This window comes from Acinetobacter pittii ATCC 19004 = CIP 70.29 (assembly GCF_000369045.1).
Lineage (GTDB): Bacteria > Pseudomonadota > Gammaproteobacteria > Pseudomonadales > Moraxellaceae > Acinetobacter > Acinetobacter pittii.
The window spans coordinates 735,544-753,850 of record NZ_KB849786.1; the positions used below are offsets into that span (position 1 = coordinate 735,544).

18 protein-coding genes are annotated in these 18,307 nt (G+C 38.2%); 14 read left to right on the top strand and 4 right to left on the bottom strand.

Annotation, left to right across the window (positions count from 1 at the left end; all coding sequences use genetic code 11):
- The first annotated feature begins 6 nt into the window (after window positions 1–6).
- From gpsA to F928_RS07655, 11 genes are all read left to right on the top strand, one after another.
- Window positions 7–1,080, top strand: a complete 1,074-nt coding sequence (gene gpsA, locus F928_RS07605; RefSeq protein WP_002115297.1) for an NAD(P)H-dependent glycerol-3-phosphate dehydrogenase — start codon at window positions 7–9, stop codon at window positions 1,078–1,080.
- A gap of 56 nt (window positions 1,081–1,136) precedes the next feature.
- Window positions 1,137–1,592: a SixA phosphatase family protein gene (locus F928_RS07610; RefSeq protein WP_005073505.1), complete on the top strand. Its 456-nt coding sequence runs from the start codon at window positions 1,137–1,139 to the stop codon at window positions 1,590–1,592.
- Window positions 1,593–1,615: 23 nt separating this feature from the next.
- Window positions 1,616–2,755 (top strand): type II secretion system protein GspL, encoded by a 1,140-nt coding sequence (gene gspL, locus F928_RS07615; RefSeq protein WP_005073506.1) that lies wholly within the window; start codon window positions 1,616–1,618, stop codon window positions 2,753–2,755.
- Window positions 2,755–3,234, top strand: coding sequence for a type II secretion system protein GspM (gene gspM, locus F928_RS07620; RefSeq protein ID WP_005073507.1), 480 nt, complete (start codon window positions 2,755–2,757; stop codon window positions 3,232–3,234). Before gspL ends, gspM begins: the two co-directional genes overlap by 1 nt.
- Window positions 3,235–3,323: 89 nt before the next feature.
- Window positions 3,324–4,328 carry a quinone-dependent dihydroorotate dehydrogenase gene (pyrD, locus tag F928_RS07625; protein WP_005073508.1) on the top strand — a complete coding sequence of 335 codons (1,005 nt, stop codon included), beginning with the start codon at window positions 3,324–3,326 and terminating at the stop codon, window positions 4,326–4,328.
- Window positions 4,329–4,334: 6 nt separating this feature from the next.
- Complete coding sequence (locus F928_RS07630) at window positions 4,335–4,922, top strand: CvpA family protein (RefSeq protein ID WP_002115251.1); 588 nt, start codon at window positions 4,335–4,337, stop codon at window positions 4,920–4,922.
- 25 nt (window positions 4,923–4,947) lie between these two features.
- Entirely contained in the window at window positions 4,948–6,489 is a 1,542-nt protein-coding gene (purF, locus tag F928_RS07635) for an amidophosphoribosyltransferase (protein ID WP_005073509.1), read from the top strand.
- A 78-nt stretch (window positions 6,490–6,567) separates the two neighbouring features.
- Window positions 6,568–8,457, top strand: coding sequence for a M48 family metalloprotease (locus F928_RS07640; RefSeq protein WP_005073510.1), 1,890 nt, complete (start codon window positions 6,568–6,570; stop codon window positions 8,455–8,457).
- Window positions 8,458–8,557: 100 nt separating this feature from the next.
- Window positions 8,558–9,205: a hypothetical protein gene (locus F928_RS07645; protein WP_005073511.1), complete on the top strand. Its 648-nt coding sequence runs from the start codon at window positions 8,558–8,560 to the stop codon at window positions 9,203–9,205.
- 11 nt (window positions 9,206–9,216) lie between these two features.
- On the top strand, window positions 9,217–10,182 hold the full coding sequence (gene tkrA / locus F928_RS07650; RefSeq protein WP_005073512.1) for a 2-hydroxyacid dehydrogenase: 966 nt from the start codon (window positions 9,217–9,219) through the stop codon (window positions 10,180–10,182).
- 143 nt (window positions 10,183–10,325) lie between these two features.
- Entirely contained in the window at window positions 10,326–11,753 is a 1,428-nt protein-coding gene (locus F928_RS07655) for a M48 family metalloprotease (RefSeq protein WP_080632642.1), read from the top strand.
- A gap of 89 nt (window positions 11,754–11,842) precedes the next feature.
- Here the strand turns inward: F928_RS07655 and F928_RS07660 are convergent, their stop codons facing one another.
- Both F928_RS07660 and rpsU read right to left on the bottom strand, forming a co-directional pair.
- On the bottom strand, window positions 11,843–12,289 hold the full coding sequence (locus F928_RS07660; protein ID WP_002115302.1) for a GatB/YqeY domain-containing protein: 447 nt from the start codon (window positions 12,287–12,289) through the stop codon (window positions 11,843–11,845).
- A gap of 25 nt (window positions 12,290–12,314) precedes the next feature.
- Window positions 12,315–12,530 carry a 30S ribosomal protein S21 gene (rpsU, locus tag F928_RS07665; protein ID WP_001136722.1) on the bottom strand — a complete coding sequence of 72 codons (216 nt, stop codon included), beginning with the start codon at window positions 12,528–12,530 and terminating at the stop codon, window positions 12,315–12,317.
- A gap of 145 nt (window positions 12,531–12,675) precedes the next feature.
- Here rpsU and tsaD point away from each other — a divergent pair, with 145 nt between their 5' ends.
- Window positions 12,676–13,686 (top strand): tRNA (adenosine(37)-N6)-threonylcarbamoyltransferase complex transferase subunit TsaD, encoded by a 1,011-nt coding sequence (tsaD, locus tag F928_RS07670; RefSeq protein ID WP_005068344.1) that lies wholly within the window; start codon window positions 12,676–12,678, stop codon window positions 13,684–13,686.
- 2 nt (window positions 13,687–13,688) lie between these two features.
- On the opposite strand, the gene F928_RS07675 is transcribed toward tsaD, so the two are convergent.
- Window positions 13,689–14,792: a DUF6670 family protein gene (locus F928_RS07675; RefSeq protein ID WP_005073514.1), complete on the bottom strand. Its 1,104-nt coding sequence runs from the start codon at window positions 14,790–14,792 to the stop codon at window positions 13,689–13,691.
- A 103-nt stretch (window positions 14,793–14,895) separates the two neighbouring features.
- Window positions 14,896–15,777 (bottom strand): ATP-binding protein, encoded by an 882-nt coding sequence (locus F928_RS07680; RefSeq protein ID WP_002115248.1) that lies wholly within the window; start codon window positions 15,775–15,777, stop codon window positions 14,896–14,898.
- Between the two features lie 177 nt (window positions 15,778–15,954).
- On the opposite strand from F928_RS07680, the gene F928_RS07685 reads away from it, so the two are divergent.
- Both F928_RS07685 and F928_RS07690 read left to right on the top strand, forming a co-directional pair.
- Window positions 15,955–17,463 (top strand): DUF3336 domain-containing protein, encoded by a 1,509-nt coding sequence (locus F928_RS07685; protein ID WP_005073515.1) that lies wholly within the window; start codon window positions 15,955–15,957, stop codon window positions 17,461–17,463.
- Window positions 17,450–18,265, top strand: a complete 816-nt coding sequence (locus F928_RS07690) for a protein kinase domain-containing protein (protein ID WP_005073516.1) — start codon at window positions 17,450–17,452, stop codon at window positions 18,263–18,265. Before F928_RS07685 ends, F928_RS07690 begins: the two co-directional genes overlap by 14 nt.
- Window positions 18,266–18,307 lie beyond the last annotated feature (42 nt).

An 18,307-nucleotide genomic window follows, 5' to 3' on the forward strand; every position in this document is an offset into this window, starting at 1 on the left:
TAAAAGATGGCTGAATTTAAGTTTACAGATTTGGTGGAACCTGTTGCGGTTGATAAAAAAACCGCTTTACGTATTACCGTTCTAGGGGGAGGAAGCTTTGGAACGGCTATGGCAAATTTAGCTGCACGTAATGGTTGCGATACCATGATCTGGATTCGTGACGCCGAAACAGCTGAGGAAATTAATAAAACCCACATTAATAAACGTTATTTGCCAGATTTTATTTTAGAGTCATCATTACGCGCTGTGTCTGATCTTGAACAAGCTGTATGTGACCGAGATATTATTTTAGTCGCAATTCCAAGTCACTCATTCCGCGATGTCTTAAAACAAATCGCTCCTTATATTACTGCACAAGCGGTTGTGTCTTTAACCAAAGGTGTTGAAGCTAAAACTTTCAGCTTCATGAGCGATATTATTCGTGAAGAATTACCTGAAGTTCCTTATGGTGTGCTATCAGGTCCAAACCTTGCAAAAGAAATTATGGCGGGTATGCCGTCTGGCACCGTGATTGCCAGTGACTCCGAATTAGTTCGTTATGCTGTGCAACATGCCTTACATAGTGCTTTATTCCGTGTTTTTGGTAGTGATGATGTACACGGTGTGGAATTAGGTGGAGCGCTTAAAAATATTTATGCGGTTGCAATGGGAATTGGTGCCGCTTACAAAATTGGTGAAAACACCAAGAGTATGATTTTAACGCGTGCTTTGGCTGAGATGAGCCGTTTTGCAGTAAAACAAGGTGCAAATCCGCTTACATTCTTGGGATTGTCAGGTGTTGGTGATTTATTCGCGACTTGTAATAGCCCTTTAAGCCGTAATTATCAGATTGGTTATGCTTTAGGTTCGGGTAAAACGCTGGATCAGGCGAGTAAAGAGTTGGGGCAGACAGCAGAAGGCATCAATACAATTGTTCAGGTGCGTGGTAAAGCAGAAGAATTAGATGTTTATATGCCTATTACTAACGCTTTGTATGAAGTTATTTTCGAAGGGGCGCCTCCTTTAAATATTGCATTATCTCTTATGAAAAACGGACACCGTAGTGATGTTGAATTTGTTTTACCTCATCACGAAGTCTGAAGAAGAAATGTCATAAATTGTGGTTATAATGCAAGAATTATTAACAAGGAAAATTTATGCAACTAACATTGGTTCGCCATGGGGAAGCCGCTCCACCTATAAATGGTAACGACACTAAACGTCCTCTTACTGCTCGTGGACATGCTCAAGCAGAACAGACAGCAACATTTTTAAAAGATATTGTTAAGCCTGATATTTTTGTAGTTAGTCCTTTGTTACGTGCTCAAGAGACATTGGCACATATTCAAGCGTATTTTAAAGATGTGCCTGTGTTGTTATGCGATAAAATTAAACCAGATGATAACGCCAAAGAGGCAGTCGAGTGGTTGTCTCAGATTCCTTATGAGTCAATTGTGGTCGTGTGTCATATGAATGTAGTAGGGCATATTGCTGAACTGCTGACCCATGAAAACTTTAATCCATTTGCATTGGCTGAAGCTCGAATTTATGATCAGGCTGTGATTGCAACTGGTTTATCAACACAAAAAAATAGTTTTATACCCACAATATAATTAAAAAGGTTATTTAGCCCATTATGCTGTATTTATGGATGCCTGAAACCAATGGAATATGGCATTGGTCTAACGGAGAAAACTGGTTGCAGGCTGAAAGCCTTGATCAATTAATACAAGACCTACAATTGCACCAAGGAAAAGAGGCAGTCGTCTTTTTTCCTAGTCGTCATGCTCAGGTATTCCAGCAACACATAGCAAAGTCTCATTACAAGCAACTTGGGGCAGATGGTGTTAAATATTTGCTTGAAGAGTTTGTAACTTTGCCTATTGATCACATGAAAGTAGTTCATCATTTTCATGCTGATCAATTAACAATATTGGGTGTTGCAAAAACTACTGTGGAAACATGGCAACATGCGATGAATTTGTTACCAATCAAGCTGGTTGCTTTGTTGCCAGACTTTTTGATTTTGCCGGAACCGCAAGAGCACCAAGTTATCCTGTGTAATATTGACCAAAAATTACTGGTGCGCGAAAGTAAATGGGTGGGTAATTCACTAGATGATTTGGGATTGTTTTTGGAATTCCAGCCAGTTGAAACAAACTATCAATATAGTGGGTTAACGGTAGAACAATTAGAAAGCCTAGAAGCAGCTTCTAGTGTTGAGCAACGTTCAGAATTTTTTTATCAGTTTCAAGGCTTAGATAAACCTAAACAGCATCCTTTTAATGTTTTACCAAAAGCCAAAGGGCAAGAGCAGACGGTTTCTGGGTACTGGAAAACATGTGCGGTTATTGTTTTAGCAATAATTGTGGTTCAGTTTAGCTATGATTTGTTGCGTTGGGTGAAATTAAGAAATGTAGCCAATCAAACAGCTGAGCAGACAATTGAACAGTACAAATATTGGTTTGGTCCTTCTAGTCGTGTAAATGAACAAAATATAAAAAGCCAATTTGAAAGTCATTTAAGAATGAGTAAACAGGGTGACACACAAGCACTCTCTCTGTTGAGCCGTGTTGGACCTATTTTAATGCAAAGACAAATTTTAGCTCAGCAGTTAAATTATGATGCTTCTACACTAACTATGGCCTTGAAAGCAAAATCGGCAGATGATTTGCAAGCTTTAACACAGCAGCTTAATCAGCAAGGATTTAAGGCGGAGTTAGGTAATGTTCAAGCCGATGGTGGTGGGGCAATTGGGGTGGTGAAAATACAATAATGAAAATGTTAGCTCAATTGCAAAACCGCTTTGATCAGTGGATCGAACAAGTTAATCAATATTTAGACCGTTTGACTGTCCGTGAACGTATTATGGTGGTCTTTACTACAATTTTTGTTGTAGTGGCTATTATTGGGGCTTCACTTTGGAAAATGCATTCCTTAGCAGAACAGCAACAACAGCGCTTAAATGATTTAAAAGATTTGATGGTGTGGATGCAAAGTAATGCAGTCACTATGAAACCTGCGAGTGAGCTTGAGCTGGGGCAGGCAGAAAAAATACAACGTGTAGCTCAACAGCAAGGTTTAACGGTTACTTCTCAGCAAAATGGCGAGCAGTTACAAATTATTGTTACTCATCAGAATTACGCAATTTTAGCTAACTTTTTAACCCAACTGGCACAAATGGGCTTAAGTATTGAAAAAATGGAAATGGTTTCAAGTGAAGGTCAGATTAAATTAACAGCGACGGTTCAATAACATATTAAAATATGCTGGTCTTAAGCATGGTGTTTTGTGCTCCCTGTGCCTATAATATGCCTACCTAAAATCAGTAGATTGTGATTGGTATGTTATATTCACTTGCTCGCCCGATGTTGTTTAGTTTAGCACCAGAGCGTGCCCATGAATTAACATTATCTATGCTTGATAAAGCACATAAGTTCGGCTTACTCCGTCAGAGCGTAGAAGCGAAACCGACGACTTGTATGGGAATTGAATTTCCAAATCCAGTAGGTTTGGCAGCCGGTCTTGATAAAAATGGTGCACACATTGATGCTTTAGCTGGGTTAGGGTTTGGTTTTATTGAAATTGGAACCATTACACCTCGTCCTCAATTGGGTAATCCGCAGCCGCGCTTATTCCGTATTCCTGAAGCTCAAGCCATTATTAACCGTATGGGGTTTAATAATGATGGTGTTGATAAGCTGATTGAAAATGTCAAAGCTTCAAAGTTTAAAGGAATTTTAGGCATTAATATTGGTAAGAATGCTGATACTCCTGTAGAAAAAGCTGTTGATGACTACCTGATTTGCCTTGAGAAAGTGTATAACTACGCTTCTTATATTACCGTTAATATTTCATCTCCAAATACTAAGAACTTAAGAAGTTTACAAAGTGGCGATGCATTAACTGAACTATTGCAAACCTTAAAAGAAAGACAACTTGAGCTAGCTGAACAAAATAATCACTATGTTCCTTTGGTTCTGAAAGTTGCACCTGATTTAACAGCGGAAGATGTTGAATTTATTGCAGCGCAGTTAGTGCAGTTTAAAATTGATGGCTTGATCGTTACTAATACGACCTTATCAAGAGAAGGTGTAGAAAATCTTCCTTATGGTAATGAGTCGGGCGGTTTATCAGGCGCACCTGTTTTTGAAAAAAGTACAGAATGCTTACGTTTGTTTGCCCAAACATTAAAAGGACAAATCCCGTTAATTGGCGTGGGTGGAATTTTGTCGGGTGAACAAGCAGCAGTCAAACAGCAAGCTGGAGCAACATTAGTACAGATCTATAGTGGGCTAATTTATACAGGTCCTATTTTAGTGAAACAATGTGTTGCAGCTATGTCTTAAGTGAATATGAACACAATTGATATCATTATTCTGATACTTTTGCTCATTGGGGGGCTAAACGGTTTGCGACAAGGATTTATTAAAGCCTTTGCGAACTTGGTAGGATGGGTCATTGCATTAATTATGGGTGCAAAATATGCTGTCCTTCTTGCTCCATCTATGTCGGGTTTAAGTCATGATCCAGTTGTTCAGAAAATTGCAGCTTTTGCATTTATAGCACTTTTGATCATTGTTTTAACATGGATCGTCTCTGCATTTTTAAATGGCCTCTTGAAAAGTCTGAAACTGGGGCCATTAAATCGTTTAGCAGGTGGTGCTTTTGGTTCTTTAAAGGGCTTGTTGGTTGTACTAATTACAATGCAGGGTGTAGGACCTTGGGTTGAAAGTTCACCGCACTGGAAACAGTCCAAATTTATACAGTTTTTATTGCCTTATGCGCCTTTAGCTACCGAGTTGTCTAAAGATGCTGCAAGTGAGGCATTTCATCAAATAACATCTGGAGGTAGTGCATCAGGCACTCCTTCAAAACCAATGGACGAATCGGAAGATTTAGAAAACCGATCCGACCATTCGACAAAGAATCCTTTTTATTAATTCCTAGCTTGTCTGCGAGGTTGCTATGTGTGGAGTTGTTGGTATAGCCGGTAAATCGCCAGTGAACCAAATGTTGTTTGATGCTTTAACGATGTTGCAACATCGTGGGCAAGATGCAGCTGGAATAGTAACCTGCCATGAAGGCCGTCTTTTCCTTCGTAAGGATAACGGTATGGTGCGTGATGTCTTTCATACTCGTCATATGAGAGCATTACTTGGTAATTATGGTATTGGCCATGTACGTTACCCAACTGCTGGTTCTGCGAGCAGTGCTGAAGCACAACCATTTTATGTAAACTCACCTTACGGTATTACGCTTGCACATAATGGTAACTTGACCAATGCAGAAGAAATTCATGATGATCTGTTTAAAACAGATTTACGTCATATGAATACAGATTCTGACTCAGAAGTTCTTTTAAACGTATTCGCGCATGAATTACAGAAAAAAGGCACTTTAAATCCTACAGCTGACGATATTTTTCACACAGTTTCTCGTGTGCATGAGCGTTGCCAAGGTGCGTATGGTGTAGTAGCGATGATCACTGGTCATGGTTTGGTTGGTTTCCGTGATCCAAATGGTATTCGCCCACTTATTTACGGTTCACGTGTGACTGAACAAGGTGAGATGGAATACATAATTGCTTCTGAATCGGTTGCTATTACTGCTCTTGGTTTCAAAATTGAGCGTGATATTGAACCAGGTGAAGCAATTTTCATCAATGCAAATGGCGAGTTGTTCTCTAAACAATGTGCTGCTAATCCGAAATACCGTCCATGTATTTTTGAATACGTTTATTTTGCTCGTCCTGATGCGATTATTGACGGAATTTCGGTTTATAAAGCGCGTTTAAAAATGGGTGAAAAGCTTGCTCATAAAATTTTACGTGACTGGGGCGAGGACCACGATATTGATGTGGTGATTCCAATTCCAGATACGAGCCGTACTTCAGCTTTAGAACTTGCAAATATTCTAGGTGTGAAGTTCCGTGAAGGTTTTATGAAAAACCGTTATATCGGCCGTACCTTTATTATGCCGGGTCAACAGCAACGTAAAAAATCTGTACGTCAGAAATTAAACCCTGTTGAGTTAGAATTCAAAGGTAAGAACGTTCTGTTGGTGGATGACTCTATTGTACGTGGTACAACGTGTAATGAGATTATTCAGATGGCACGTGATTCTGGTGCAAAAAAAGTATACTTTGCGTCAGCAGCACCGAAAGTAATGTATCCAAACGTTTACGGTATTGATATGCCTGCTAAAGCTGAGCTTATTGCTTCAGAACGCAGCGTGGAAGAGATCCAAGAAATTATTGGTGCTGATCGTTTGATTTTCCAAGAATTGGAAGACTTGAAAAATGCTGTACGTACCAGCAAAGTGCCTGACTTAACTGAGTTCGATTGCTCGGTATTTGATGGGATCTACGTAACAGGTGATATTGATGGTAACTATCTAAATAATTTGGAGCAGAAGCGTAATGACTCTGCTAAGAAGAAAAAAGATGGTTATATTGACGTTAATGTCGATGCTGCTTCTGTAGATTTAACAGGCATCAAAGAAGAATAGAAATAGCCGAAAAAAGCGGGTATTTCCCGCTTTTTTCTTTTATGATGAAACCTAACAATGTAATTGGGAATATTTACATTGAAAGAAGTAAGCCACTATCTCATCGAAAATAAAAATATGGCATGGTCCATCACTATGTGTTTGGTTGCTGTGCTGCTTACTATTTTTATCTTAAATTTAATTTTAGGTTTACTCGTTCATTTTTTTGATTATAGCCAGCCAATTTGGTGGCATACCTTAAGTCCTTACTTCGTTGCACTATTACTTTTTATTATGGTTTGGTCGGTAGTTACTGAACTTTATATCCTGCGTAAAGGTGGGCACTCTTTAGCAAAACAACTTAAAGCACGTCGTTTGGTGAAAGAGGAGAGTACTCCCGAAGAACTCGCAGCATTAAAAATTACAGAACACTTAGCCCAAAATTTTTCACTTAAAGTTCCAACCGTATATGTATTACCTGATGAAGTTGGTGTAAATGCACTTACGGCAGGTTTCCATCCCAAAGATATTGTAATTATTCTGACATGGGGCGCTTTACAGAATCTGGATAAGCTTGAGTTATACGGTTTATTGGGCCATGAGTTTAATCAGATTTTATCGGGTGAGGCTGTTGAGAATACTAAATTAAAGATTTTATATAGTGGCTTAACAACTTTTAGTCAGTGGGGGAGTAAATTAGCCAAGCAAGGTTTTAAGCGCTATAGCCCGGGCTATAAACATAAATTTGAAACAGTTTTTGTTGCGGTGGGTGGAGTCATTTGGTTGGCTGGAAGCCTAGGTGTGTTGATTACTCGTTTTATTAAGTATTTGACTTTGAGTGGGCGCACATTTCGTAATGACCAAAAAACAGTACGATTATTAAAAAATAATGCGAATACCCAAACCTTGTTGCGTATTTATGTTCACCACTCTGGTTCACAAATTCATAGTGCTTATTCCGAATCAATCGCACATATGTGTTTTGCTAACTCACTGAGTCCACAAAGCTGGATGAATATTCACCCGAGTATTCGTGAACGTATTTATGAGTTAAATCCTACTTTGCTACAAGATTTACAATTAGAAAATTTAAAGAAACTTCGCAACCGTCCGTTGTTTAGCTTATTTCATTTCTTGGAAGAATCTGAGAAAGAAATTTATATTCCGTGGTCATCTCCACAGCCTCTACCTTTGTTAAGGTTGTCACCAATTAGTTTTGCATTAAATGATGCCATTAAGCCCCTGAGTAGTGATGTACGCAGGAATAAAAAGCGTCCTGAATTAATTCAGCGAGCACTACAAACTGCGACTGGTTCACGTGAAGTGATGGTCGCTATTTTGATGATTCGCCAATATCGGGAATTCATTCCAAAAGATGCACCTGTGAGTCATGCCATTATCGATGCATTATTGAATTTGGATGGACGTATTCATATTCAAATATTTCATGATGCTTGTAAAAATATTGGACATATACCCGCAAGTATTGCGCGGCAATTTCTTACTAAGCTAGCGCTTATTATCCAAGAAGATGGTGAGATTGGGTTGTTAGACGCACTTTTATTGGAGCGGGTTAAACATGAGTTGAACTTGATGCCATTACATTTGCCAACTGCATTTGAAGAAGTGAAACCTCAAATTGTTCGTCTGATTGATGCTTTGCTTCATGTTCAGCAAATTAATAGCCCAAATCAATTAGAAGTACGTGAGCGCATTTTACGTTCGCTGCTCAATCCTGATGAAATGTATATCTATGATGAAATTTCAGATGAGCCATTAGATCTGGCTGAAATTTTAAATGATATTGCTGGTTTATTATTACGTGACCGTCTAAGTATTCTAGCTATTGCAGAAATGTCTTTGTGGAGCGACCGTATTATCACGCAAGATGAACTGGATGTGCTTGAATTGCTTTATTGGCGTTTTGGCTTTGAGACAGAAGAAATTGTGGATCAAATGCAAAAGAGAAATAGTGTGATGATTATTTAAAAGACATCTACGATTATAAAAACATCTGAATGAAATAAAACACTGAAAAAAAAACTCAAGCCCGTTAGAATGTAGATAGAGTAGAGGTATTGATTTACAGATGATTGGGCAGCAAAGAAATATATTGGCAACTTTGGGGATTGATGTATGGATTCCTAAGACACAGCTGTGCCAAAAAAATAATGCTCAAAGTCTCTGGCGAGATCAAGCTGTACCAGAAGGTGAACCAATTATATTGCCTTCTAAGAACAATCCAGTTGTAGAGCAACCGACAAAACCACAAGTCAACGAAGTTCCAAAAGTTGAACCTGAAATTGCGGTACCACTTCCAGTAGAAGTTCCATCTGTTGTGTCGCCTCGTACTGAAGTACAAGCTCCAGTAGTTACGATTGCGTCATTTGAGTTGCAGGCTTTTGCGCTTGAAAAATGCGTTATTTTTTTAGATGTTACTAATTTAAGTGATGAAGAAAAGCAGCTTTGGAATAACATCCAAAAAGCAAAAATAGGGCAATATGCTGAATTAAAATGGCCGTTCCCTTTAGCTAACTATCAAGACCAACGTGGTGCAGGTTCATATATTCAAGGATTTTTAGATGCTGTCGCAGCAGACAAGAAAATCTTGTGCCTTGGTGAATGTTCTTATATTCAGCATGCCAATATTATTCATTTGGCGAGTTTAAAAGAGATGTTGGAGAAACCACTCCTTAAAAAAAGGTTATGGCAATTAATGCAAGATAACAACGAGTAGTAGGGATTTACATGAAAAAAGTTGTAGTTTTTAGCCAAATTGATGAAGAAATTTTGTCTCGATTACAACAGGATTATCATGTTGTGGTTCTTAATCCAAAACTGGGTGATATTAATGAGCAAATTCGCCAACAAGTTGTAGATGCTGATGGGATGATTGGTGCTGGTCGACTTCTTAATGAAAGTAATCTTGCACCTGCTCAAAAACTCAAAATTATTTCATCTGTAACAGTTGGCTATGACAATTATGATGTGGCTTATCTAAACCAAAGAAAAATCTGGTTATCAAATACCCCTCATGTTTTAACTGAAACAACGGCTGATCTTGCTTTTACATTATTACTCAGCGCTGCTAGAAAAGTTCCTTTTCTTGATCATTGGACTAAACAAGGTGAATGGAAAAGAACTGTTGGGCCTCAGCAGTTTGGTTTAGATGTTTTTGGAAAGACGCTAGGAATTATTGGGCTTGGTAATATTGGTGCTGCAATTGCACGCCGTGGTTTTTATGGATTTAACATGAATATTGTTTACCATAACCGCCGTGAAAAGCCTGAATTGGCAGAACCTTTAAAAGCACAATATCTTGGTTTAGATGAGTTATTGGAACAGTCTGATTTTGTAGTAACCGCAGTTGATTTAAATAATGAATCGAAAGCTTTAATGGGGAAAGCTCAATTTGAGCTTATGAAAAAGCACGCTATTTTTATAAATATTGCGCGTGGTTCAGTAGTTGATGAGCAAGCATTGATTGAGGCCTTACAAAGCGGAGAAATCTTTGGAGCCGGTTTAGATGTATACGAAAAAGAACCTTTACAAGATTCAGAGCTTTTTAAACTGCCAAATGTAGTTACTTTGCCTCATGTAGGATCTGCGACTGCAGAGACCCGTAAAAAAATGGCAAATCTTGCTTATAAAAATCTAGTTGAAGCTTTAGAGGATAAAACTCCTAGATATTTGGTAAACCCAAACTTTGCATAAATGATTAATAACACTTCATTGCAAAACTAAGCGATCTCGAGTGATATATTAAAAGTCTATTGATTGAACATAATTTTTTATGTTTTATATTAGTAGACTTTTTTTGATGGTTTAATTTTACTAGAGAAAAACATTTGAGATTTTTGCCAATTATTTTAAGTACGGCTTTTATAACAAATGCTTCGTACGCGCAGCCTTTCGACCCTCAGCCTTCTGCAAATCAAGTAGAAATTCCAAATATTGGAAGTGGGATTGGTTTGCTTGATCAACAAAAAGAAAAATTTATTGGCGAAAAAGTTTTTCGTGAAGTTCACAAACAAATGCCCGTTATTCAAGACGTCTGGCTAGAAGATCAATTTTTTCAGGTATTTTCGAGTATTTTAAGTGAAACTCAGCTTGGGCAGCCGATTGGTCTAGTCGTGATTAAAGATCCACAAATTAATGCTTTTGCTGTTCCAGGTGGCTTATTTGCGCTCAATACAGGGCTTATTGCCTCAGCACGAAATATTGATGAAATTGCTGGGGTTATGGCTCACGAAATTGCGCATGTATCGCAAAGACATTTTAGTCGCTCTGAAGAAGCTTTTAAAGGTCAAACATTGCTAAGTCTAGCAGGACTTTTAGCGGGGGTGGCTATAGCTGCGCAGGGTGGTGGCGATGCGGGTGCAGCAGTGATGCTTGGAACCCAAGCTGCACTCATGGATAAGCAATTAACATATAGTCGAAATCAAGAGCGTGAAGCAGACCGTATTGGTATGCAATATATGTATGCGGCGGGTTATAACCCTCAAAGTATGGCTGATTACTTTGAAACAATGCATAGAGCTACAAGTCGAGTAAGTTTTTTACCGGATTTCTGGTTGACTCATCCATTGACGACTGAGCGTATGAGTGAAGCGCGGCTGCGTGCAAACCAGATGCCTCGAGTTAAAAACCGTATATATGATGCAGATTTTGAGATTTTAAAATGGTACACCATGGTGATTGCCAATCAGGCAACTGAAAACCAACTACAAAGTTTGGCGTCCCAAAAAAATATTGCTGGTCTGATTGCTTTAGCAGCATTTTACACAAGACAAGGTGATTATGTGCAAGCGCAGTCTACTTTAGATCAAGCGAAATCTAGTGGGAAGCCTCTTGTCACATTATTGCAGACAGATATTTATCTTGGCCAAAACAAGCTAGATCAAGCTTATACAACAATTGCTTCTACACAAATGACGATGCCTGAAAATAAAGCTTTTAGTTATAAGTTGGCTGAGGTGCTGCTACGCCAAGGTAAGTTTGCGCAAGTTCAAACTTTGGTTCAAAGATTTATTAATAAGAATCCAAGAGATATACAAGGTTGGCAATTTTTACAGCAAGCTGCGAATTTGGATAAGAATGGACCTTTAAGAGCGGTTAATGTTCTACGCTATCGGGCTGAAGCAGAATATTGGTCAGGTAGTGAAGAAAATGCAATTAAATCAATGTTGCATGCTCAGCGATTAGCAAAAGACAATCAAGCAATGTCGGCAAGAATAGACAGTCGTTTGAAACAAATGCAAGATGAGCGAAGAATGAAGATTTAAGAGTTATATCTTACTTAATTTGCAGATGTGCAAATATATACAAACTAAAGAAGCTTGATTGGAAGAAATATAAAATTTTAAAAGGGGAATTAAGCTAACTTAGCTTTAATTTTTGCTGAAACTTGAGCAGGATCGGCACGCCCGGCTATGATCGGACGTAGAGAATTCATCACCTTACCCATATCTTTCATGCTAGTTGCTTCTTGAGCAGCAATCGTTTGCTCAATGATAGAATCAAGCTCTTCCTCAGTCATAGCTTCTGGTAGAAACTGAGAGATAATCTCAGCTTCGGCTTGTTCTTTACTAGCTAAATCATTACGACCAGCACCTTCAAAGGCTTTGATCGATTCTTTACGTTGTTTAATTTGCTTTTCAATGACCGCAAGAACCTGAGCGTCGTCAAGCTCTTTGCGCTCATCGACTTCGATTTGCTTAATTGCCGCTTGTAGACTACGCAAAACCGTCACTGTTGCCATATCTTTGGCACGCATAGAAGTTTTTAATGCATCAGTAATTTGGTTTTTTAAAGTAGTCATAATTCAGCAGTCAATCACAAATTAATTAGTAAAGGCGAGTAGTACGTACAGATTCGCGAGCCAATTTCTTTTGGTAGCGTTTAACTGCTGCAGCTTTTTTGCGCTTACGTTCTTGAGTTGGTTTTTCGTAGAATTCGCGTTTACGAACGTCAGCTAAAACACCAGCTTTTTCGCATGAACGTTTGAAACGACGGATAGCTACGTCAACTGGTTCGCCTTCTTTCAACTTAACTTGTGGCATGTAAAATCCTCTAGATTATGGATAAGATCAGGCACACCATTGCGCCGGATCACAAGTGAAGGTCAGTATTTTACTCATTTACAACTCATATCACAAGTCTATAATAGCGATTGCAATATTTTGACTCATATAAAAGGCAGTTTTGATGATTGTTTTAGGCTTGGAAACTTCTTGTGATGAAACAGGGTTGGCACTTTATGATAGCGAACTCGGCTTACGGGGACAGGTTCTTTATAGCCAGATTAAACTTCATGCTGAATATGGTGGCGTAGTACCTGAACTTGCTTCTCGTGACCATGTTCGTAAATTAATTCCTTTAATGAATCAACTGCTTGAACAAAGTGGTGTAACAAAACAAGAGATTGATGCGGTTGCTTACACGCGTGGTCCCGGCTTAATGGGAGCATTAATGACAGGTGCACTGTTTGGCAGAACTTTAGCTTTTTCTTTAAATAAGCCTGCAATTGGTGTTCACCATATGGAAGGTCATATGTTGGCCCCATTACTTTCAAGTCAACCACCTGAATTTCCGTTTGTAGCATTGTTAGTTTCAGGTGGACATACACAATTGATGGCAGCCCACGCTATTGGTCAATATGAACTATTGGGTGAGTCTATTGATGATGCTGCGGGCGAAGCTTTTGATAAAGTTGCAAAAATGATGAGCTTGCCATATCCAGGTGGGCCAAATATCGCAAAACTTGCATTATCTGGTGATCCATTAGCATTTGAGTTTCCAAGACCTATGCTTCATCAAGGCCTAGATTTTTCTTTTAGTGGTTTAAAAACAGCTGTTTCTGTTCAATTGAAAAAATTGAATGGCGAAAATCGTGACGCTGATATTGCTGCTTCATTCCAAGAAGCAATTGTAGATACCTTGGTAAAAAAATCAGTAAAAGCTTTAAAGCAAACTGGACTTAAACGTTTGGTGATTGCAGGTGGAGTTAGCGCAAATTTAAGACTACGCGAGCAATTAGAAACCTCTTTGGCGAAAATTAAAGCGCAAGTTTATTATGCCGAGCCTGCTTTATGTACTGATAATGGGGCAATGATTGCTTTTGCTGGTTATCAACGTTTAAAAGCAGGTCAGCATGATGGGTTGGCGGTAACGACCACACCAAGATGGCCGATGACTGAACTCACTATTCCTGAGTAAAATTATTCATCTTCAAAAGCCTGTTGGTTTTCGATATCAATATATTCGATGTAACCACGGCCTTGAACTTCATTACCAAAATAATGACCTGTAAATATATAGCTACTCGCATAACCTCGCCCATGACCATAGCGGAATGGGCAGTCAATTTCTGCCTGAATGTTTAAGATGATTTGCTTTGCATCATTTCTAGCGATCCAAGAAAAATATTTTGGAAGGCGCATTTTTTGCCCAGTAGGTGAAACAAAGTCATCAACTTGATGCGAAATAATATCAAAGCTTACATCTGTATAAATTTCAGCTGGCTGGTCCAGATGTCGAATATGCAGGGTATATGCAGCTGTTTGTCCTGCAATATCGGCTTTGGTAAGAAGAAGTTGAGTGGTTTCATTTAAATTGATGATTTGATAAGTGAAAAAATCAAGTGGCAGTTTATATGCATCAGGAATAAGTTTATTTGTGATGGAGTGAGGACCAACTGCTCGAGCATATTCGTAAGTACAAAGTCCTTGGGTTTCAATGCGTTCCGCTTGATAGTTTAAAAAACCTTTAAACTTTGCCAATAAACTAAAGTGATCATAGATTGGTGTTTTTATAAACCATGAAACATGTGAAGTGATATCGATATCAAAGTCGAAATCAAATCCATCATAATGTCCATTAATGTGAACTTGAGGGAATTTCCCTTGAATTGAAATTTCCTGACCTAGTTCTATTAAGGTCCCATCTTTATTAATTTTTGTATCTTCGGGAATGATATAGGCCTTCAGTAAAGCTTTTTCCAGAGAAGCTGTACTTGAAAAGAAAGTAGCTGTTTTTCTAGGATTTTCAGTGATGATATCATTATGGTCAAAAGCAAGTGCACCAGGTGTACCGATTAAAATCATAATATTTAAGTAACGATGCGGCTCTGGTAAAAGTGGGAAAAAGATACCGTAATGTGTCCAGCTATAATATTTTTCGTCAACTCGTGGACGGATGATATGGGCTTGAGTAAAAGGAAGAGTTGAATATTTTTTTGCTTGGTCTAAAACGCCTTGTGCAAGTAATAAACTTTTACCAAGCGCTTTACTTGTTGTAGAAATTTTTGGCAATTGTTTTTTCATATATAAACCTAAAGAAGGGCTATCTTTGTTTTAGGTTATGAAAAACAACTGCCAAAGCTAAGCGGTTTATAGGCCAAAGCTAAGGCTTTGCGGGACATTTTATTTAATTGTTAGACAAATCTTTTAATGCGTTTAAACCAATCCAATGCTTAGAAAACTGATAAGCCGCTCGACCAGAGCGCTGACCCCGCATCTGACACCAACGTAGACTTTCTGCACGAACTTCATCATTGAAAGGCATGTTTGCTTTATCAAGATAATGCTCAACGATTTCTAAATATAGGTTTTGATCCATTGGATAAAAAGATAGCCATAGACCAAACCGATCCGACAAAGAAATCTTTTCTTCAATCGCTTCTTGTGGGTGTAATTCAGTATATTGGGGGACGTCCACCTTAGTTACAGGTGTATTTTCATGCATGAATTCTGGTAACAGGTGGCGACGGTTACTGGTTGCATAAATAATAAAATTACTTGAACCTGACTGTAATGAACCATCTAATACACTTTTTAGACTACGGTAATTTTCATCTTCGGCATTAAAAGCCAAGTCATCACAATAGACGATATATTTTTCAGGACGATTTTGAATGAGTTTTTGAATTTTAGGTAAGTCTGATAAATCATCACGTTCAATTTCAATTAAACGTAATCCCTGAGGGGCATATTCAGTGAGTAAAGCACGAACAATAGATGATTTTCCTGTACCACGTGAGCCGGTTAACAGTACATCATTTGCTGGTAGGCCATTTAAAAATTGCAAAGTATTTTGAATAATTTTTTCTTTTTGACGCTCAATGCCTTTTAAGTCATCAAGATAAATATTTTTTGGCTTATAGATGGCATTAAGTTGCTGATTTTCCCATCTAAAAGCAGGTGCAGTAAAATCTGTTTCTTGTCGAGGCTCAGGCAAGACTTGCTGTAACTGATTTAATACAAGTGATAATGTTTGAACTAAATTGTCCGGTAAATCAATGGTAGCCATGGTAAGTCAATCATGTTAAACAGTGTTTGATAGGATACTAACACCGAAATTAACAGGCTGACAAAAAACTTATTGCCTATACACTTTATCGGTTTTGCAATTGATTGAAATGTTCAGACCGAGCATAGTGTTGTGATGTCTATTCAGTAAAATCATCTGTGAAGATGAGGACGAAATATGTTTGAAAAAATACGAAGTGATATGAATCCACATCAGGCTTACCGTATCAAAAAATTACAACGTCAATTAGACATGGCTGAATCTTATGAGGAATGGAAGTCTTTTGCATTAAAACTAGATGAAGAAACAGGTGTGCAAGAGTGGAAGTTTGATAATAGTTCACCTTACTTCGATGCCGAACTCATTTCTTATCGATACACTTTGCTCAAAAGATATCGTCAGCAACATCGCACATTAGACCTCATCTATTTACTTAAAGAGGGGCTAACCTACGATATTGCAAATATTGGTCATCCAATGCTTTTTGCAGCAACACATGTCGGTACGAAAAAGTTAATTGAAGACTATATTGAAGAGGTTAGCCAAAGCTTAGCTTACATCGCTTCAAGTGAATGCATCACATTTCAAAGAAAAGAAAAAATAGAGTTTTTTGAAAACTGTGAAAAGGCGTATGGACAACCTGCACTTATGTTTTCGGGCGGGGCGACTTTAGGACTTTTTCATACGGGAGTATGTAAGGCTTTAATTGAACAAGACTTAATGCCTAAAGTGCTCTCTGGCTCAAGTGCAGGGGCAATTATGACAGGTATGCTTGGAACCTCTGCTAGTGAAGATATCCAAAACTTATTAAATGGTGAGCAATTTTTTAGTGATGCTTTTCATTTTAGGAAATTCCGTGAACTTATTAAAGGCAATGGTGGAATTGCCGATGTTCAATATTTGAAAAAATTCCTCATTGAGAATTTAGGTGATCTTACGTTTGAAGAGGCTTTCAAAAAATCTGGTTTAAACATTAATGTGGCAGTGGCGCCATATGATGCAACAGAAAACCCAAGAATTATGAATGCCATTATGACACCGAATGTTTTGGTGTGGAGTGCTGTATTGGCTTCATGTGCTGTGCCAATTTTATTCCCACCAGTACGCTTAACCAGTAAACGTTATGACGGTGAACATACACCTTATATGGCAAATACAAAGTGGGTAGATGGAAGTGTAAGAAGCGATTTCCCACAAGAAAGAATGGCACGGCTTTATAATTTAAACTACACCATTGCGAGTCAAGTTAACCCACATATTGTTCCATTTATGCAAAATGATGCGGATCGCTTCCGTAAAGACGTTTTAAGCTGGCCTGAAAGAATTCTAAGACGCCAAGGTAAAGTGCTATCAATGGGTATCATGGATTTTACGCGTCAACGACTTGGTTCTATATCTCCAGTTAGAAGATTGTTAGATCATGGATATGGCGTAATGGGACAGCGTTATTATGGTGATGTAAATATCATTGCTAAATATAGTCTAAGTCACTATACCTACACTTTGCAAAACCCGCGTCCGCATCTGTTTAAGCGTTTGCAAAGAGAAGGGGAACGTGCAACTTGGCCAAAAATTTCTTCAATTGAAACCCATGCTCGTATTGGTAAGACAATTCAGCATTGTTTAGAAGTTTTGCGCTTTGAAGAAAAGAAACAACAGCCTGAGTCTTACTATGCTGAGGCATGATTTTGCTTCGCATATAGAAAACTTAACATGTGTAACAAAGCCAACAAGTGCAGCGTTAGGGCGGTGTTTATGGACATGTACCATAGATACCGAAAATTACTGGTTAAAATATCATTTGCCTGAAACCCATGCTCAAAGTGAGCAAGATTTCATGCATGAGCAATTATTTTACGAAGAAATTCACTTTAAAAAACCTGCATGGCTTTTACCTCATAAATTAATTGAGGTCAATTTAATCCCTCAGCTAGGCCATTCTTTAGGTAAGGTTTTAATTTTATCTGATAGTGATGTGTGGTTCGGTTCATTGGCTCGTGAAAGTGATTTAACTGATGTATATCATAAGATTTGGTTCGCAATAAATAAGCTTGCAGAACTTCATGAACTTGGCTGGATTCATGGAGACGTTAAGGCAGAGCATTTTAGAAGGTTTCAGCAAAAGCCTTATTTAATTGATTTTGAAAAAGCGAGATCTATCTTAAGTTGCGATACAGTCATGGATGCAACACCTCGTTATATGGCTCCTGAGCTATTTAGAGGAGGGGGTAAGGGAATACAAAGCGATTTATATGCATTTGGCATTGTTCTATATGAATGGTTAACACAAACTCGCTTAGAAGCAGGTAGTTATCGTGATTGGGCAATCTTGCACTGTCAAAATTTAACCATTCAATTACCCGCGCAGTTTTTGATTTTTTATTCCTTACTTGCAGGTTTATTACAAAAACGGCAGCAAAATCGATTTTCAAATGCTGATGAAGCAATAAATTGCTTAAAACAGATTCAAATTGATAAAAATCATTGATCTAGTATCTGTATACAATTTACACGGTTAGTTTTTTTTAGA

Excerpts from the sequence above, each read along its gene's own strand:
- gpsA (WP_002115297.1), top strand. The coding sequence starts at position 7 with ATGGCTGAATTTAAGTTTACAGATTTGGTGGAACCTGTTGCGGTTGAT.
- F928_RS07610 (WP_005073505.1), top strand. The coding sequence starts at position 1,137 with ATGCAACTAACATTGGTTCGCCATGGGGAAGCCGCTCCACCTATAAAT.
- gspL (WP_005073506.1), top strand. The coding sequence starts at position 1,616 with ATGCTGTATTTATGGATGCCTGAAACCAATGGAATATGGCATTGGTCT.
- gspM (WP_005073507.1), top strand. The coding sequence starts at position 2,755 with ATGAAAATGTTAGCTCAATTGCAAAACCGCTTTGATCAGTGGATCGAA.
- pyrD (WP_005073508.1), top strand. The coding sequence starts at position 3,324 with ATGTTATATTCACTTGCTCGCCCGATGTTGTTTAGTTTAGCACCAGAG.
- F928_RS07630 (WP_002115251.1), top strand. The coding sequence starts at position 4,335 with ATGAACACAATTGATATCATTATTCTGATACTTTTGCTCATTGGGGGG.
- purF (WP_005073509.1), top strand. The coding sequence starts at position 4,948 with ATGTGTGGAGTTGTTGGTATAGCCGGTAAATCGCCAGTGAACCAAATG.
- F928_RS07645 (WP_005073511.1), top strand. The coding sequence starts at position 8,558 with ATGATTGGGCAGCAAAGAAATATATTGGCAACTTTGGGGATTGATGTA.
- tkrA (WP_005073512.1), top strand. The coding sequence starts at position 9,217 with ATGAAAAAAGTTGTAGTTTTTAGCCAAATTGATGAAGAAATTTTGTCT.
- F928_RS07660 (WP_002115302.1), bottom strand. The coding sequence starts at position 12,289 with ATGACTACTTTAAAAAACCAAATTACTGATGCATTAAAAACTTCTATG.
- rpsU (WP_001136722.1), bottom strand. The coding sequence starts at position 12,530 with ATGCCACAAGTTAAGTTGAAAGAAGGCGAACCAGTTGACGTAGCTATC.
- tsaD (WP_005068344.1), top strand. The coding sequence starts at position 12,676 with ATGATTGTTTTAGGCTTGGAAACTTCTTGTGATGAAACAGGGTTGGCA.
- F928_RS07675 (WP_005073514.1), bottom strand. The coding sequence starts at position 14,792 with ATGAAAAAACAATTGCCAAAAATTTCTACAACAAGTAAAGCGCTTGGT.
- F928_RS07680 (WP_002115248.1), bottom strand. The coding sequence starts at position 15,777 with ATGGCTACCATTGATTTACCGGACAATTTAGTTCAAACATTATCACTT.
- F928_RS07685 (WP_005073515.1), top strand. The coding sequence starts at position 15,955 with ATGTTTGAAAAAATACGAAGTGATATGAATCCACATCAGGCTTACCGT.
- F928_RS07690 (WP_005073516.1), top strand. The coding sequence starts at position 17,450 with ATGCTGAGGCATGATTTTGCTTCGCATATAGAAAACTTAACATGTGTA.